We start from the raw sequence: 16,640 nt of genomic DNA, 5'->3' as shown, positions 1-16,640 counted from the left end.
ATTATGACTAAAAATGTAGTCGTCATTGGTACACAATGGGGCGATGAAGGAAAAGGCAAAATTGTTGATTGGTTAACGGATCATGCTCAAGGTGTAGTCCGCTTTCAGGGTGGACATAACGCAGGTCATACATTGGTCATTGGTAATACTAAAACAGTATTGCATTTAATTCCATCCGGTATCCTGCGAGACAATGTTATTTGTTACATTGGAAATGGTGTAGTAATTTCACCAGAAGCATTACTAAATGAAATTGATATGCTGGAGCAGAATGGTATTGATGTTACTGGGCGTTTGCGTATTAGCGCGGCTTGTCCACTCATTTTACCCTGCCATATTGCGTTGGATAATGCCCGTGAAACTGCCAAAGGCGTAGGAAAAATTGGCACCACAGGGCGTGGTATCGGGCCTGCATACGAAGATAAAGTTGCTCGTCGTGCAATTCGATTACAAGATTTGTTTCATCGAGATCGTTTTGCAGCCAAATTGGGTGAAATGCTGGATTATCATAATTTTGTGTTGAAAAATTACTTTCATGTAAAGGTGATCGATTTTCATAAAACGATGGATGATGCGTTAATGCAATCCGAACGTATTAAGCCAATGATAGCGGATGTTCCGCAGCTTTTATTTGAGGCGCATAAAGCAGGTAATAATTTATTATTTGAGGGTGCGCAAGGAGCATTATTGGATGTCGATCATGGTACATATCCATTTGTAACCTCGAGTAACTGTGTGGCAGGTGCAGCAGGACCGGGTGGCGGAGTTGGGCCACAAATGCTGCAGTATGTGTTGGGTATTACCAAGGCGTATACAACAAGAGTCGGATCCGGTCCATTTCCGACTGAGTTGGACGACGATATTGGTAGACATTTGGCTTCGCGTGGACATGAGTTTGGATCAACAACAGGTCGTCCGCGTCGTTGCGGTTGGTTTGATGCAGTTGCGCTAAAGCGCTCCATTCAAATAAATGGTGTAACAGGATTATGCATTACTAAGCTGGATGTTCTAGATGGGGTGGAGAGCCTTAGTTTGGGTATTGGGTATCGATTGATTGACGGTAACAAAAGTAATATTCTTCCGGTTGGTGCGGATGATTTGGATTGCTGTGAGCCGATTTATGAGGAAATACCCGGTTGGGTAGAAAATACAGCAGGTATAAAAAAATTCCATCAACTACCCAAGGCCGCACAGAATTATTTGAAAAGATTAGAAGAAGTGTGTGAAATACCTATTGATATGATTTCTACTGGACCCGACAGAGAAGATACTATTTTATTGCGCCATCCATTTGAATAGGTTTCTTAATAAATTGTTATAAAAATGCGATGCGATCATCTCGTACGTGTCGTAGATTGGGAAACGGAAACTCTAACTCTACGAAATATTCGAACAACAGTTTTTATTCTTGAACAGCAGGTTCCAGTAGATTTAGAATGGGATGAGTTTGATATTATCAGTACGCATTTTCTGGTATTTAATAATCACGGAGAGGCAGTAGGAACTGGAAGACTATTGCCAGACGGACATATCGGGAGAATGGCTGTATTGAAAGAATGGCGAGGTAAAGGGTATGGCAGTGCGATGCTGAAAAAAATATTAGAGGAATTAAGGAGGCGTCAGATGCAAAAAGCAATGCTTAATGCGCAAATTAACGCAGTTAAGTTTTATGAAAAATTTGGATTTCAGCAAGTTTCTGCAGAAAAATTTATTGAAGCGGGAATTCCCCATGTCAAGATGATGATTTTTTTAGAATAAAATATAGCAATTCAGACCTGATCTGACAGTTATCCGGTTTGATGATGTGCCTGTTAGATCAAATTCAATTATTCAAGGCAGCGATTTTATTGTCCCATACCTCCTTTGCGTCAATTAAAGTTTGCATTGGCGTGCGCTCATAGCATCTTGCTCTGATGAGTACGCGTGCTGTTGTAACACTATCCATTTATCCCCTCATGTTGTAACTCTTCAATGGATTGGTAAACTTGCGATTCCCCGTGGTCTTGCCACGGGGATCTAACTAGGCTTTAAAATGTTGGGATGCGAAATGTTGTAGAGAAAGCGGGCCACTGTGCGTGGCAGATACATTATCACATTGTATTTCCTGTGAAATACAGACGTGGATTATTAGACGAGGCGGTTGTAAGAATCATTATGATGACTGCAAAAGAGATAGAAGATCGATACGACATCGAGTTTGAGCAGATAGGTTGCGACAAAGACCACGTACATATACTTTGTACGGCACATCCGAAAATTCCACCGGGTCAGATTGTTAGGGTTTTCAAAGGTATTACAGCGCGAGAATTGTTCAAGAAGAAGCCGGATTTGAAACGAGATCTGTGGGGCAGTGAGTTTTGGACGGATGGCTATTATGTTGCAACTATAGGAGAAGAGCGGACTGGAGTGTAGTTGAGCGGTATGTAAAGAATCAAGGCAAGCCAAAAGAAGAACTGCGTCAGCTTGAGCTTTTCTAATACCTCGTGGTCTTGCCACGGGATTGTTTATTCTTGCGCCGGAATGCTATCTGATAGAACTACAAGATTGTTTTGTGGAAACGCTCGCAAATATCGTTGGTCTGTGGATGATTGGCTTTGGTTTTGGAATGCTCGATGTCATTCAGTGCCAGATAGAACTGGTAATCGTGATTCTCTGACTTGCCGCAATATTCGGTACCACGGTCGATCAGGGGATACTGATGACGCACATACTCTGCTCGGCGAAGAATGGCAGCACCCGATCATTGAGCAAATCAGCCACTGTGATCGGTGTCTTGGTGGTATATAGCTTGGTGGCAGCCCACTTGGAATAGTTATCCGACGAAAGTCTGCTGATAAATCCGCCACACACTCTTAATAGTACCGACGTAGAGGGTATCTGGCTACAGAAATACTCGGGATGAGCGGTCTCGATTTCATCATGGGAACACCATCTTCTTGTTTCTTCTCCAGCGCCTGTACTGTGTCTCGGTTAACACCTTCCCGGTTTCGGCGATATGCTTTTCCAAGGCGGATAGACGCTTTTTGAACGACTACAGATTCTGGAGCAGCCACACCGAACGGACACCGGATAAACAAACGAAGATTCCGCATTTGCGCAGTTCGTGGAAACCCGAACTTGACCAAAAGCAGGCTGCTCCAAGGGCAAAAGCTGTGACAGCTGCCTCGCTTCTTCGAGGCGGTTCTTGATGTTGGGCTTGCGTTGGCTAGCATCAATCAGGGCATCAACGCCATCTGTTTCCACGGCAGCCTGATAGCGATAAAAAGTATCGCGAGAAAACCCCATCACCTTGCAAGCGCGGGATACAGTGCCAAGTTCGGATGATTAAGCAAACCAATTTTGTGTTTGATGACATTGTGTTGAACAATACTTATGGGATTACTCCTTTGCGCTTTCGCGCTTGGTTGATAAAGTTTCGCACCTCTATCAAACCGGGTAATCCCCCCTTTGGCAAGATCTTATTGTCAGATCAAATCTGAATTACTACTAATAATATTATCTATGATTATTTTACTTCGGTTTTACCCCATTCGTTCGCTAACGCATCCGAGGCTTGCTTCCATTGCTTAACTGCTTTCTCCATCGAGATCTTAGCTTGCTCAGACTTTTTCTTTGCCGTTTCGACTGCTTGTTCCGCTTCCGCTAATTTTTGTTTTGCTGTAGCCAGTTTTTTTTCAGCAAAAGTTAAATCTTTAGTGAAGGTTTCAGCATTCTGTTTAGCTTGTATCATTTTTTCATAGGTAATACTTGCATTTTTTTGCAAGTTCTCAATACCTTCTGCTTTAGCATACAGCGAGGCTGAGATGCAAAGAATAAATATAAAGAAGAGGATAAGCTCGCGGAATGAATTATAAAGGTCTAGATTTGAGTTAATTTTCATGGGATTGAAGGTGAATATTCATTCAAATTTAATTTCTCGCTGTTTGCGGAGTGGCGTCTCGTATTAAAGTATATCAGGAAGAGACCTTTGCAAAAACACACAAGCCTCTTATTCCGCTGTAATTCTGGTCATACGCCGGTCGGGTTTTATGTTTGCGTAGACTCCGGGTGATACTCGTATCGACATGATAGCCTTTCCTGACCTCGATATCGTGCGCTTGTATTTGCCGGTTGACTTGGTTTAATAGACCATCCACGCGTCCGCCGCCATTAACCGCGTTCTGAAACGCGACAATACTGAGTGGTCTGGTACATCATCTTACAACGGCAATCCCAGAAATCGCATCACGTGTAGATTCGAATTCGCCATGTCTTCCACTGACTCATCACTTAATCCGCCGTGCCAGAATTCTACCAGCAGCATCTTGAACAGCAGCAGCCCGGAATACGCCGGACGACCTGCTGCACGCTGCATAATGCGCTGCGATAGCTTGCCCTATCGAGGGCCACCCTATCAATTCATCGATTTGCTTCAGGAAATTCTCTTTCCGGGTACGGCGGGTTACATCATACTCCGAAAAACTCATGGCCATAGCTTCAATTCATTGTTTCAAAATATAGTTATATCATCCGATCCATTGCTCCAAGATTGTAACCGCGCAAAGGTCTCGAATCATCAACTTCAAAACGAAGTTTTACTTATCATTCACAGGAAACGATGTGGTAGCTATGGTCACAAGGTAAATCGTTGAGCGAAATCGGTCAGCAATTGAATCTCTCCGGGATATATTCCCCGCCCCTTGGGGCGTAATATATTTGCGTGAGCGAATATATACATAAGAGCCATAATGTAACAGTGCTGCTTTATCATGTGGTGTTTCCGGCGAAATATCGCCGCGCCGTATTTGATGAAGCTGTGGACGGGGTGTTGCGGGATGTCTGTTTAGATCTCGAACGGCGTTACCAGTTGAAATTCATGGAGATTGGTACAGATAAGGATCATGTGCATTTTCTGGTGCAGTCGGTCCCGCATACAGTGTCACAAAACTGGTGACACTGATCAAGAGTATCACGGCGCGGGAGGTATTTCGCTTATGTCCTCATGTGAAGAAACAGTTGTGGGGCGGGGAATTCTGGACTGATGGTTATTTCGTCAGTACAGTTGGCCGTCATGGCGATGAGGACACAATAAGAGATTACGTTAAAAAGCACGGAGATGTCTATCAGCAGTTATACGAAGACAGACAACTCGCTCTCTTCTGATACCCCGCTGCTTGCGGCGGGGTTGTTCATTAAACATGCCGGTTCGGTATTTTGCTACTTACAAAAAATCGATGGAATAAAGCCATCGCCGCTCAAACATTCGGCCAGGGACTTGTCGTTACTAGAGCGTGAGAAAATATCACGAGAACTATCGGCTAATTTATCCTTTAGGGCGATTGCCAGAAATCTCAACAGGGCCACGTCAACGGTTTCCCGAGAAATCTACCGCAATGGTGGATTGTCGAAATACCGTACCGTAGCGGCCGATAAACGCGTCTGTAAGCTTAATGACAACATCAGCTTTGCACTATCGTATCGGATAAACTGACTGGCAAGTGGCCACCCGACCCAGTGGTGGGTTGGCTGAAACAAACTGGTCCTGAAGCATCGACTATGCATATTTCACATGAAACTCTCTATAAAATGATGTTTATTCAATTACATAGTGCTTTAAAAAAGGAGCTGCTCCGGCAGTTGCGGGCGCAACGGGTGATGCGTCAATCCAGGCACTTCAATACCAAGGCAATGCCCGGGGCGGCATTATTGATGCGGTATCCATCCACGATCGACCGCAAGAAGTGAATGATCGAGTCATTCCGGGACACTGGGAGGGCAGATTTAATCTGCGGTACCCAAAAGTCGTATATCGCAACCTTAGTCGAACGAAGCTCCCGCTAAATTAACTGGAATATATACCTAAAAAGACCGATATATCCGTTTATTCACAGGAGCAACTCGACATGATGGCAGAAGAATCAAATCATCGACCAAGAAAAACATTGAATTTCTTATCCCCATCACAGAAAATTTCAGCAGTGTTGCAATGACCGGTTGAATCTTCAGTCGCTTCCTTAATATTTACCTCTCTAGCTTCAGTTGTCTGATTTGCAACTTCAACTGCCGAATTTCTTCCTGCTCCGGCGTCAGTTTCCCATTACCTCGGAGTGATTGATCAGCTTCATCCGCCTGGTATTCCCTGATCCATCTCCTCAGCATATTGGCACTGATTTCCAGGCTTTGAGATACTTCCGATGTCGTATGGCCCTGATCCAATACCAAACTGACTGCATCTAATTTGTATTCCTTTGTATACTGCTTCCTCGTCATCATTTCTTCCTCCAGTTAAGCTATTTTTCCTTAACTGGAATGTCCGAGTTTATTAAATCATGCCAGTATGGTGTAATTAACTACTTTTATTCAATCTTTTTTAAATCCGGCGTGTATTTTAATTATGGCAAATATTGGTTTTATCGGTCTGGGTATTATGGGGAAGCCTATGGCCGAGCATTTGATCAAGGGAGGACATAGTCTTTTTTTGCACTCGCGCAGCAGGGTCCCCGAAGATTTGATTGCATTGGGTGGAAGGGAATTTCTTTCACCTAAGGAAGTAGCTCAGCACGCGGATATTATTATGACTATGTTGCCAGATACGCCAGATGTTGAAAAAGTCTTGTTTAGCGATAATGGCATTATAGAACTGTTGAGGTTTGGTTCGGAGCATGTTAAAACGATTGTGGATATGAGTTCGATTTCGCCACTGGAAACGCGAAAGTTTGCAGCGCGTATCAATGCGTTGGGTCATGATTATGTGGATGCACCCGTATCTGGAGGTGATGTCGGGGCGCAAAATGCAACGTTGACGATCATGGTGGGTGCGAGCGCGACAGTGTTCGAAAAAGTCAGGCCTATTTTGGGATTGTTAGGGAAAAATGTAGTTCATGTAGGGGAAAATGGTGCAGGCCAGGTTTGTAAGATTGCCAATCAAATTATTGTGTCCTCAGCGATCGAAGCAGTGGCCGAAGCGCTCTTGTTTGTATCCAAGGCAGGAGTAGATCCAGATAAAGTTCGGCGAGCTTTGTTGGGTGGTTTTGCGGCTTCTCGGGTACTGGAAGTACACGGGGAACGCATGATTAATCGATGCTTTGAGCCCGGTTTTCGCATTGAATTACATCAGAAAGATTTGAATATTGCATTGGATAGCGCATCCGCTTTGGGTGTAAGCTTACCTAATACTGCAACGGTGCGAGAATTATTTTCTGCCTGCCTCGCACATGGCGGTGCAAAATGGGATAATTCTGCTATCGTAAAAATACTGGAAAAACTTGCTGATCACGAAATCCGAAAACATCGGGAATAATTAACCATATGGCTCTACCAGAACTTATTAACAAACTGCGTATGATATTGCCGCATGATGCGGTGCTATACGAAGTCGAAGATTTGAGACCGTATGAATGCGATGGTTTATCAGCGTATCGGGCTTTGCCGCTGGTAGTTGTGTTGCCGCATACGGAAGAGCAAATCATCAAAATTTTGCAGCTTTGCCATGCAATGAGAACTCCTGTGGTGGCACGAGGCGCCGGTACTGGCTTATCGGGAGGCGCACTTCCGCATGCACAAGGTGTTTTACTGTCATTGGCGAGGTTAAATCAAATCGTTGCGATAGATCCACTGGCGCGTTCGGCGCGTGTACAGCCCGGGGTCAGAAATCTGGCAATTAGTGAAGCAGTGGCGATGTATGGTTTATATTATGCGCCAGATCCTTCATCGCAGATTGCTTGCTCGATTGGCGGCAACGTGGCGGAAAATTCAGGAGGCGTGCATTGCCTGAAATATGGTCTTACTGTGCACAATATTGTTAAATTGCGGATTGTGATGATTGATGGAGAGCCTCTGGAAATAGGAGGTGAGAGCTTGGATAGTGCGGGATATGATTTGCTCGCATTAATAACCGGAAGTGAAGGTATGCTCGGTATAGTCACGGAAATTACGGTGAAACTGATTCCTATGCCGGAAAAAGCACAGCTGGTAATGGCGGCATTTGATGATGTGATCAAGGCGGGCAATGCGGTGGCGGATGTGATTGGGGCAGGTATTATCCCGGCAGGGATGGAAATGATGGATAAAATTACTATCCATGCAGTGGAAGAATTTTTACATGCGGGTTATGACCTGAATGCGGAGGCAATTTTACTATGCGAATCCGATGGCAGCGCAGAAGAAGTGGCCGATGAAATCAAGCGAATTTATGCCATTATGCAGCAAGGCGGCGCAACCAAAATCAGTACCTCGCGCGATGAAGCCGAGCGCCTTAGGTTTTGGGCCGGACGGAAAGCGGCATTTCCAGCTGCTGGAAGAGTGTCGCCGGATTACTATTGCATGGATGGGACGATTCCGCGCAAACGATTAGCCGATGTACTGCGCGGTATTGAGAAGCTATCCCAGGAATATGGATTGCGGTGTATGAATGTGTTTCATGCAGGGGATGGTAACTTACATCCTCTCATTTTATATGATGCCAATCAGGCTGGTGAACTGGAAAGAACAGAGGAGTTTGGTGGAAAGATACTGGAAATGTGCATTCATGCAGGTGGTACGATAACAGGGGAGCATGGCGTGGGTATGGAAAAAATCAACCAGATGTGCGTCCAATTCGGTAAGGGGGAGCTGGAAATGTTTCATGCCGTTAAGGCGGCATTTGATCCGATGGGATTGCTGAACCCCGGTAAGGCGGTTCCCACTTTACATCGTTGTGCGGAATTGGGTGCGATGCATGTGCATCGAGGTGAAGAAAGATTTGCGGAATTACCGCGATTTTAGAATCTATGCAACAAGCTATTATCGATCAGTATAAAGCAGTCATTCATACTGCATCTGAGAACAAATCCCCATTGCAAATACGTGGCGGCGGTACCAAGCATTTTTATGGTAATTCCTCATTTGGGCAGGGGGAGATAGTGTTAGATATGACGACGTATCACGGCATTATTGATTACGAACCGACGGAGTTAGTGATTACAGCATGCGCGGGAACACGCTTAATGGATCTGGAGTCTTTGCTGGAGCAACAAGGGCAAATGCTAGCATTCGAGCCGTCCCATTTCGGTGCGAATGCGACTTTGGGCGGTTGTATGGCGACGGGTTTATCGGGTCCGCGGCGTGCTGCTGCGGGTGCGGCACGTGATTTTGTACTGGGTATGCGATTACTCGACGGGAAAGGTAGAGATTTGCGGTTTGGTGGGCGAGTGATGAAAAATGTTGCTGGTTATGATGTTTCCCGACTAATGGTGGGAGCCATGGGTACTTTAGGTGTATTGCTCGAAATTTCATTGAAGGTTTTGCCAAAACCAAGGGTTGAAATTACATTGCAAATGTCTATGGATGAAGCTGCAGCAATTGAGAAAATGAATCAGTGGGCTGGCAAGCCGCTGCCGATTTCGGCAACTTGTTATGTGGGAGGTGTGTTATTTCTCAGGTTGTCCGGTGCGGAATCAGCGGTTCGCGCAGCGCAGGCAAAATTGGGGGGTGAAGAGTTGGCTGGAGGCAGGGACTTCTGGCAATCGGTGCGTGAGCAGTGGCATGATTTTTTTCAATCAGATAAGCTTCTATGGCGTTTATCGATTAAATCAACAACAGTACCGATTTTATTGCCTGGGAAACAATTGCTGGAATGGAATGGCAGTTTACGGTGGTTGCTTTGCGACGCAAGCGTAGATCAGGAGATTATTCGTAAAATAGCTAAAGATGCGGGTGGTCATGCTACTTTGTTTCGTAGTCGTGAGTTTCGCAATGCTGTATTTCATCCATTGGATCCGGTTATGATGAAAATTCATCATCTGCTGAAAGAGCAGTTTGACCCATCAAAAATCTTTAATCCCGGTCGACTTTATCCAGAATTTTAAATGCAAACCAAGCTTGCTGATTTTATAAAGAATTCACCGCATGGACAGGAAGCGGATGCCATTCTGCGCAGTTGTGTACACTGTGGTTTTTGTCTGGCTACTTGTCCTACCTATCAGATTCTGGGGGATGAGCTGGATAGTCCACGCGGTCGTATTTATCTAATGAAACAGATGCTGGAAGGGCAACCGGTAACGCAAAAAACGCAATTGCATCTGGATCGTTGTCTTACTTGCCGTGCCTGTGAAACAACTTGCCCATCAGGAGTACGTTATGGCACGTTGGTGGATATTAGCCGTGGCATTGTCGAGAAACAGGTAAAACGTAATCTTGGAGCAGAATTTTTTCGTTACACATTACGAAAAATTTTACCTAATCCATTGTGGTTCAATACATTATTAAGAATGGGTCAAGTCGTTCGTCCATTCTTACCACAAAGCCTTAAAAGAAAAATTCCAGTCAGGTCTGGCTCCCTCAACGCATGGCCTGCAGAGCGGCACGTGCGCACAATGCTGATTCTTGCTGGTTGCGTGCAACCATCATTGGCACCTAATATTAATATCGCTACTGCACGCGTATTGAACAGCTTGGGCATATCACTGATCAAGGCTGAGAATGCAGGATGTTGTGGTGCGGTTACTTTTCATTTGAATGCCCAGCAGGATGGACTTAATTATATGCGGCGCAATATCGATGCGTGGTGGCCTATAGTTGAGCAGAAAGGGATTGAGGCGATTGTGATGACCGCCAGTGGATGTGGGGTAACAGTTAAAGAATATGGACATTTATTAAGTCATGATCCGGATTATGCAGAGAAAGCGGCAAATATTTCAGCTTTGACCAAAGATATTAGTGAAGTATTACTGGCTGAAACCGGGAATCTGCAAGAATTGATCAAATTGAGAGTAGAGCCGAATCACACGAAATTATCCTTTCATTCTCCCTGTACCCTGCAGCATGGCATGAAAATTCCTGGCGTAGTGGAGCAAATTCTGACTCTTGCTGGCTTTGATTTAACCGCTGTGCCCGATGCACACCTGTGTTGCGGTTCAGCAGGTACGTATTCAATTTTACAGCCGGAACTTTCGCAGCAATTATTGAGAAACAAAGTCATTGCCCTTGAATCCGGAAAACCGACTAAGGTTGCTACTGCTAATATTGGGTGTTTGATGCATCTGCAAAACGGTACATCGATACCTGTTAAACATTGGATTGAATTATTGGACGAACGGTTAACCAGCCATAACGGTTAAAGTTTTATTATTTACCAGTAAATGAGTTTGGTTCGGGCAACAAAGACGCGCATAAGCACAAACTGAGTTAGATTTAATTTTTAGAACTCAGTCAGTGCCTTATCTGAATTAAGTATTTGCTCTTTGTGTAGGAAGATAAAGGAACCCCGCAGTTTTTTAGTTTCTGATAAAATCATCGTTTAAAAACAGAATAAAATTTATATGGAATTATCACTATTTCAAGATCATTTTTTGCTCAGGTTAGAAAATTTACTCTTTGTTATTACTGCATTAGTCAGTGGATCGTTATTGCTATGGCCAATATTTACCCAGCGCGGCATAAAAGAAGTTGATACGCGAGCGGCTGTACAATTAATCAACTACCAGGATGCACTAGTGCTTGATGTTCGGGATGATAGTGAGTATACCGCGGGCCATTTGCCGAACTCCAAGCATATTCCCGCTGAAAAAATTGCGGAACGCTGGACAGAACTTCAGAAGTTTAAAGAGAAGCCCATTATCGTAATATATCGTGGTGGTATTCGATCGAATAATCCCAGTTTGGTTTTGAAGAAGAATGGATTTGCTCAGGTAATTAATCTCATGGGCGGCATTGACGCATGGAAACGCGCAGGTTTACCAATTGCCAAACGCTAAAGAACCCTATGCCCAAAGTAATTATGTATACGACCGGTTTCTGCCCTTATTGTAAAATGGCAGAAAGTCTATTACGTTCAAAAGGCGTTGAGGTAATTGAGAAAATTCGTATTGACCTGGAGCCTGATCAGCGTGTTGAGATGATGGATAAAACCGGTCGCCGCACTGTTCCCCAGATTTATATCGGTGGGCATCATGTGGGAGGTTATGATGATTTAACGCAACTTGATCGTAAGGGGGAGTTGGTGGCATTACTGGCAGTGTAATCACGTAATCAGAGCATTGCGATTTAAATAATAAGTTAACTTTTTATTCATCTGGATATTAAATATGAGTGAGCAACAACAACCAGTTTTTGCCATAGAAAAAATTTATGTAAAGGATTTATCCTTGGAGATTCCCAATGCACCCAGTATCTTTTTGGAAAGGGATACGCCTGAGATCAATCTGCAACTTGGAACTAGAAATCAGAGTATTGATACTGGTTTGTACGAAGTGCAGTTAACGGTAACGGTTACCGCTAAGATTAAAGATAAAATAATGTTTCTGGTTGAGGCTCAACAGACCGGTATTTTTCGTATTCAAAATATTCCGAATGAGGAAATAGATCCCGTTCTGGGTATTGGATGTCCTAATATTCTTTTTCCTTATTTGCGTGAGGTAGTATCGGATATTGTGACTAGGGCGGGCTTTCCGCCTGTAATTCTTAATCCGGTAAATTTTGAAGCGATCTATCAACAAAAGAAAACAGAACCCAGCACACACTAAAAGAATAAAAAACTTGAAAAATAGAAGTAATTTGACAATGAAGAAAAAATTCCAAAATCTAACACTTAGATTGGAATATAAAATGCTGACTGCAGTGATGAGCATGTGGTTTTTATATCCAGGATATGTTTTGGCTGACATGGAATTTTTTTCAATAGCCGAGAATGCAATCGTTATGTATGACGCTCCATCGCTACAGGCCGATAAATTATTTGTTGCAGGTCGTCATCTACCGGTTGAAGTCGTAGTGGATGTCGAGGGATGGGCAAAAGTCCGGGATAGTAGCGGGAGTCTTGCTTGGGTTCAAAAGAAAGATTTGAGCCAGCAACGCTATGTCATTGTCATAGTACCATTGGCTGATGTTCACCAGTCTGCCGATATTAAATCGGAATTAATATTTCAGGTTGAAGAGAATATCGTTATGGAGTGGATGCCGTCGGATATCCAAGGGTGGATAAAAGTGCGGCATAGAGACGGTCAAACAGGCTATATCAAAGTCAACCAGGTTTGGGGTTCATGAAAATTGCTGTACTGGGCGCAGGTGCATGGGGTTCTGCATTAGCAATTAGTTTTTCTGCGCGTCATCAAATAAATTTGTGGACAAAGGATCCAGACCACGCGATTGACATGGGTAGCAGGCGCATTAATCAATCCTTTTTGCCAGGACATTCGTTACCTGAATCGCTAAATATTACCTCGCAACTCACTGAAGCGCTTGATAATGTTGATCTTGCTTTACTTGTTGTTCCCATTGCGGGTTTACGTGAAACTTTACGAACTATTGTTGCGAGCAATATCAGAGTGCCGCTAGTATGGGGATGTAAGGGCTTAGAGACAGGAACTGCTTATCTACCTCATCAGATCGTTGCGGAAGAATATGACGTAACGCTTTCTCGCTGCGGAGTTTTATCGGGCCCCAGTTTTGCGGAAGAAGTTGCACGAGGGTTACCGACAGCTTTAACATTTGCCTCTACCGATCATGAGTTTTCAAGCAGAATATCAGTAGAATTACATAGCTCAAGACTGAGAATCTATACGAGTGAAGACATCACTGGTGTGGAAATTGGAGGTGCGATAAAGAATGTAATTACCATCGCCGCAGGTATTTCTGACGGCATTGGGTTTGGTCACAATGCGCGTGCCGCATTAATCACACGTGGTTTAATGGAAATCACTAGGCTGGGTCTGAGCTTGGGCGGAAAGATGGAGACTTTTATAGGGTTAGCGGGTGTAGGTGATTTAATTCTGACAAGTACGGGCGATTTATCTCGGAATAGGCAAGTAGGTTTGATGTTAGCGGCGGGGAAAACATTACATGATATTTTAAATGAACTTGGACATGTTGCTGAAGGTGTGCATGCAGCGCTATCAGTGCTGCAGTTAGGTAAGAGATTGAATATTGAAATGCCCATCACACAGGCAATTTGCAGTATTTTACATGAAGGGGTGTCAGCACGGTGTGCTGTAGAGGTGTTGTTAAATCGTGAACAGAAATCAGAAATTTATTGATATTCTATTAATGCGAAGAAGAGTAGGTGGTTTTTGCCCTATTTTATAGGGTATTGTTTTTATATGATTTTATTCGTGTTGCATAAAATATGTTTTTTCGTGATGTAGATTGATCAAATAATTGATGTGGCCGAAATGCCTTAATTTGCTTGACCGTGCGTTAACGGCTTGATATAAGTGCGACTGCAGTATTTGCTTGTGATTTAATTACCATTAAACTTAGAAGGGGAATTATATGAACAAATCCGAACTTATTGAAGCTATCGCAAAATCGGCTAAAATTTCCAAAGCCTCGGCAGGAAGCGCATTGGATGGAGCATTAACTGCAATAAAGGGAGCGCTTAAAAAAAATGAGAGTGTAACTTTGGTCGGATTTGGGACTTTTAAAGTAGGTACACGAGCTGCACGTACGGGTCGTAATCCTCGTACGGGAGCAGCTATTAAGATCAAAGCAGCTAAGGTTCCTAAATTCAGTGCTGGTAAAGCGCTCAAAGATGCAGTAAACTAGCGCACTTTCTGATTGGGGTGCTTAGCTCAGCTGGTAGAGCGTCGCCCTTACAAGGCGAATGTCGGCGGTTCGATCCCGTCAGCACCCACCAATCAATAGCCAGTTTGGGAGTGGTAGTTCAGTTGGTTAGAATACCGGCCTGTCACGCCGGGGGTCGCGGGTTCGAGTCCCGTCCACTCCGCCAAAAAAAGAATGAGTAATAGGATTTTAATCCTCCGAGTTTTTTCCACTAAAATAGTTTTCGCAGATTCTAATTGTGTTTGATCTAGTCAATCGAAAAAAGCGTGTTGTTCAAGTAATTCTGGGCTTAGCAGTTTTGCCATTTATGTTTTGGGGTGTGGAATCCTATAGGAATGATGGTAGCGAAGGCTATGTTGCGGTCGTCGAAGGTGAAGAAATTTCTCGGCGAGAATATGAACAGGCATTACGTGATCATCATGAAAGAGTGCGGGCTATGCTTGGCGCAAACTTTGATAGCGCGATGCTTGATACTTCTGAAGTGAGAAGCTCTGTACTTGAAAGACTGATTCAGCAAAGGCTATTGTACCAAGAAGCTGTTAAAAATGGCTTCGTTGTTTTGGATTCACAGTTAATTAAGACAATTCAGGATGTCCAAGCATTCCAAAAGAATAATAAGTTCTCTAAGCAACAGTATGAGGAATTATTGCGTAATCAGGGGCTTACTCCGGTAATATTTGAGTCGCGTGTGCGCAATGAATTATTGCTGCAACAATTACTGGATGGATATAGTGAAAATGCCATTACGCCTAGAACTACTACTGAGAGGGTACAGTATCTTAGTGAGGTACGACGTGAAATCAGTCAGTCGAAAATTACGCCGGATCAATTCCTTTCTCAGGCCATACCCGAAGAAGCAGATATTTCGGCTTATTATGAGCAGCATAAAACAGATTTTGATTTGCCGGAACGTGCCAAAGTTGAATATCTGGTTTTGTCGTTGGAAAAGGTGGCAAAAAATGAGTTTGTGAGTGACGAGGCGATCAATACATATTTTTCAGAACATCAATCGGAGTTTGGTCAATCTGAAGAACGTAAGGCTAGTCACATATTAATCAGTGTATCTCCAGATGCGCCGGAAGAGGAAAAGCAGATGGCGCGAGAGAAGGCTAAGAGGATTTTGGAGCAGGTTAAACAGAATCCTGATCAATTCGCAGAAATAGCCAAGGAGCATTCAGATGATCCTGGTTCAGCAATGCGAGGAGGCGATCTTGGTTTCTTTGCCCGCGGAGTCATGGTTAAATCTTTTGAAGATGAAATTTTTTCGATGCAATTGGATGAAATCAGCGACATAGTGGAGACAGATTTTGGTCTGCATATAATCAAATTAACTGCAATTAAGGAAGAACGGCATCCAGATCTAGAAGAGGTTCGTGAACAAATTGAGAATACGCTCAAAGTTGAAATGGTAGAAAGTGTTTTTGGTGAGATTGTTGAAGATTTTAGCAATGTTGTTTATGAGCAGGGTGAAAGTCTGCAAGCAGCAGCAGAAAAATTTGAATTAATCATAGAGAAAAGTGATTGGATTACAAAAGATTCAAAAGAGCCTGCGATCCTTGCCAATGAAAATTTGTTATCAGCAATTTTCTCAGATGACGTTATTTCAAATAACCGTAATACAGAAGCTATCGAGGTAAACCCTGATACATTTGTTTCTGCGCGTATTATTGAATATAAACCGGCTACTTCGCAATCACTAGCGGTTGTTAAGGATGAGATTGTGGAGAAACTCAAGAAAGAGATGGCTGTATCAATGGCTGTAGCAGAGGGGCAAGAAAAGCTTGTCCGATTGCAGGCGGGGGAGGTTCTTGATGATGTTGCTTGGGACGATGCGCAGTTGATTTCTTATATGCAGCCACAGGGATTAGATCATGAGGTTCTACGGGCTATTTTTCGAGCAGAAGTTGATGAGCTTCCGGCTTATGTCGGTGCGGTTAAACCGGAAGGTGGATTCAATTTGATACGAATTAGCAAAGTCATAGAACCTGATTCAGATGAAAAAACAACGCCTGAGAACTTCGCTAAACAATTGCAGCAGATGATAACACAAGAAGAAATATCATCTTATCTGGCTGCAATCAGACAACGGTATGATGTCAAAATCATACAGAATAATTTTTGATTTT

General features: G+C 43.6%; 18 protein-coding genes, 2 tRNA genes and 4 pseudogenes. 19 read left to right on the top strand and 5 right to left on the bottom strand.

Annotated elements, in window-relative coordinates:
• Positions 1 to 3 precede the first annotated feature (3 nt).
• The 3 genes and pseudogenes from CPG39_RS04400 (at position 4) to tnpA (CPG39_RS04390) (ending at position 2,477) form a co-directional block, all read left to right on the top strand.
• Positions 4 to 1,299, top strand: coding sequence for an adenylosuccinate synthase (locus tag CPG39_RS04400; RefSeq protein ID WP_172424079.1), 1,296 nt, complete (start codon positions 4 to 6; stop codon positions 1,297 to 1,299).
• A gap of 24 nt (positions 1,300 to 1,323) precedes the next feature.
• Positions 1,324 to 1,758 carry a GNAT family N-acetyltransferase gene (locus CPG39_RS04395; RefSeq protein WP_096292230.1) on the top strand — a complete coding sequence of 145 codons (435 nt, stop codon included), beginning with the start codon at positions 1,324 to 1,326 and terminating at the stop codon, positions 1,756 to 1,758.
• 282 nt (positions 1,759 to 2,040) lie between these two features.
• Positions 2,041 to 2,477: pseudogene (tnpA, locus tag CPG39_RS04390) on the top strand (IS200/IS605 family transposase).
• 62 nt (positions 2,478 to 2,539) lie between these two features.
• On the opposite strand, the pseudogene CPG39_RS04385 reads toward tnpA (CPG39_RS04390), so the two are convergent.
• The 4 genes and pseudogenes from CPG39_RS04385 to CPG39_RS04375 all read right to left on the bottom strand — a co-directional run.
• Positions 2,540 to 3,374 (bottom strand): annotated as a pseudogene (locus CPG39_RS04385) (helix-turn-helix domain-containing protein); the annotation flags it as partial.
• Between the two features lie 131 nt (positions 3,375 to 3,505).
• Complete coding sequence (locus CPG39_RS04380) at positions 3,506 to 3,880, bottom strand: hypothetical protein (RefSeq protein WP_096292229.1); 375 nt, start codon at positions 3,878 to 3,880, stop codon at positions 3,506 to 3,508.
• 73 nt (positions 3,881 to 3,953) lie between these two features.
• Positions 3,954 to 4,136 carry a hypothetical protein gene (locus CPG39_RS14330; protein WP_145956206.1) on the bottom strand — a complete coding sequence of 61 codons (183 nt, stop codon included), beginning with the start codon at positions 4,134 to 4,136 and terminating at the stop codon, positions 3,954 to 3,956.
• 62 nt (positions 4,137 to 4,198) lie between these two features.
• Entirely contained in the window at positions 4,199 to 4,354 is a 156-nt protein-coding gene (locus CPG39_RS04375) for a transposase (protein WP_096292228.1), read from the bottom strand.
• A gap of 345 nt (positions 4,355 to 4,699) precedes the next feature.
• On the opposite strand from CPG39_RS04375, the pseudogene tnpA (CPG39_RS04370) reads away from it, so the two are divergent.
• From tnpA (CPG39_RS04370) to CPG39_RS14670, 3 genes and pseudogenes are all read left to right on the top strand, one after another.
• Positions 4,700 to 5,142 (top strand): annotated as a pseudogene (gene tnpA / locus CPG39_RS04370) (IS200/IS605 family transposase).
• The gene (locus tag CPG39_RS14675; RefSeq protein ID WP_096292227.1) at positions 5,096 to 5,470 is read left to right on the top strand and encodes a helix-turn-helix domain-containing protein; all 375 of its coding nucleotides are present in this window, start codon (positions 5,096 to 5,098) and stop codon (positions 5,468 to 5,470) included. The pseudogene tnpA (CPG39_RS04370) and the gene CPG39_RS14675 overlap by 47 nt, the downstream one beginning before the upstream one ends.
• Before the next feature lie 65 nt (positions 5,471 to 5,535).
• Positions 5,536 to 5,724, top strand: a complete 189-nt coding sequence (locus tag CPG39_RS14670) for a hypothetical protein (protein ID WP_145956205.1) — start codon at positions 5,536 to 5,538, stop codon at positions 5,722 to 5,724.
• A 279-nt stretch (positions 5,725 to 6,003) separates the two neighbouring features.
• On the opposite strand, the pseudogene CPG39_RS04355 reads toward CPG39_RS14670, so the two are convergent.
• A pseudogene (locus tag CPG39_RS04355) lies at positions 6,004 to 6,252 on the bottom strand (transposase); the annotation flags it as partial.
• Between the two features lie 121 nt (positions 6,253 to 6,373).
• Between CPG39_RS04355 and CPG39_RS04350 the strand changes: the two are divergent.
• The 13 genes from CPG39_RS04350 to CPG39_RS04290 all read left to right on the top strand — a co-directional run bounded on the left by CPG39_RS04350 (position 6,374) and on the right by CPG39_RS04290 (position 16,636).
• On the top strand, positions 6,374 to 7,279 hold the full coding sequence (locus CPG39_RS04350) for a 2-hydroxy-3-oxopropionate reductase (RefSeq protein ID WP_096292225.1): 906 nt from the start codon (positions 6,374 to 6,376) through the stop codon (positions 7,277 to 7,279).
• A gap of 8 nt (positions 7,280 to 7,287) precedes the next feature.
• Complete coding sequence (locus CPG39_RS04345; RefSeq protein WP_096292224.1) at positions 7,288 to 8,742, top strand: FAD-linked oxidase C-terminal domain-containing protein; 1,455 nt, start codon at positions 7,288 to 7,290, stop codon at positions 8,740 to 8,742.
• A gap of 5 nt (positions 8,743 to 8,747) precedes the next feature.
• Entirely contained in the window at positions 8,748 to 9,824 is a 1,077-nt protein-coding gene (gene glcE, locus CPG39_RS04340; RefSeq protein WP_096292223.1) for a glycolate oxidase subunit GlcE, read from the top strand.
• Complete coding sequence (gene glcF, locus CPG39_RS04335) at positions 9,825 to 11,075, top strand: glycolate oxidase subunit GlcF (protein ID WP_096292222.1); 1,251 nt, start codon at positions 9,825 to 9,827, stop codon at positions 11,073 to 11,075. It begins immediately after the preceding gene.
• 201 nt (positions 11,076 to 11,276) lie between these two features.
• A complete protein-coding gene (locus CPG39_RS04330; RefSeq protein WP_096292221.1) occupies positions 11,277 to 11,711 on the top strand; it encodes a rhodanese-like domain-containing protein in 435 nt (144 codons plus the stop codon).
• An 8-nt stretch (positions 11,712 to 11,719) separates the two neighbouring features.
• The gene (grxC, locus tag CPG39_RS04325) at positions 11,720 to 11,977 is read left to right on the top strand and encodes a glutaredoxin 3 (protein ID WP_013648004.1); all 258 of its coding nucleotides are present in this window, start codon (positions 11,720 to 11,722) and stop codon (positions 11,975 to 11,977) included.
• Positions 11,978 to 12,041: 64 nt separating this feature from the next.
• Positions 12,042 to 12,479, top strand: a complete 438-nt coding sequence (gene secB, locus CPG39_RS04320) for a protein-export chaperone SecB (RefSeq protein ID WP_096292220.1) — start codon at positions 12,042 to 12,044, stop codon at positions 12,477 to 12,479.
• Positions 12,480 to 12,516: 37 nt separating this feature from the next.
• Positions 12,517 to 12,999, top strand: a complete 483-nt coding sequence (locus tag CPG39_RS04315; RefSeq protein WP_096292219.1) for an SH3 domain-containing protein — start codon at positions 12,517 to 12,519, stop codon at positions 12,997 to 12,999.
• On the top strand, positions 12,996 to 13,988 hold the full coding sequence (locus CPG39_RS04310; RefSeq protein WP_096292218.1) for an NAD(P)H-dependent glycerol-3-phosphate dehydrogenase: 993 nt from the start codon (positions 12,996 to 12,998) through the stop codon (positions 13,986 to 13,988). The genes CPG39_RS04315 and CPG39_RS04310 overlap by 4 nt, the downstream gene beginning before the upstream one ends.
• Before the next feature lie 235 nt (positions 13,989 to 14,223).
• A complete protein-coding gene (locus CPG39_RS04305; protein ID WP_013648000.1) occupies positions 14,224 to 14,496 on the top strand; it encodes an HU family DNA-binding protein in 273 nt (90 codons plus the stop codon).
• Positions 14,497 to 14,511: 15 nt separating this feature from the next.
• Positions 14,512 to 14,587, top strand: a tRNA-Val gene (locus CPG39_RS04300).
• A gap of 16 nt (positions 14,588 to 14,603) precedes the next feature.
• Positions 14,604 to 14,680 (top strand) — tRNA-Asp (locus CPG39_RS04295).
• A gap of 72 nt (positions 14,681 to 14,752) precedes the next feature.
• Positions 14,753 to 16,636: a SurA N-terminal domain-containing protein gene (locus CPG39_RS04290; RefSeq protein ID WP_096292217.1), complete on the top strand. Its 1,884-nt coding sequence runs from the start codon at positions 14,753 to 14,755 to the stop codon at positions 16,634 to 16,636.
• Positions 16,637 to 16,640 lie beyond the last annotated feature (4 nt).

This window comes from Nitrosomonas ureae (genome assembly GCF_900206265.1).
Lineage (GTDB): Bacteria > Pseudomonadota > Gammaproteobacteria > Burkholderiales > Nitrosomonadaceae > Nitrosomonas > Nitrosomonas ureae_C.
The sequence above is the reverse complement of the archived record's forward strand: the minus strand, read 5'-3'. Positions and strand labels throughout refer to the sequence as shown.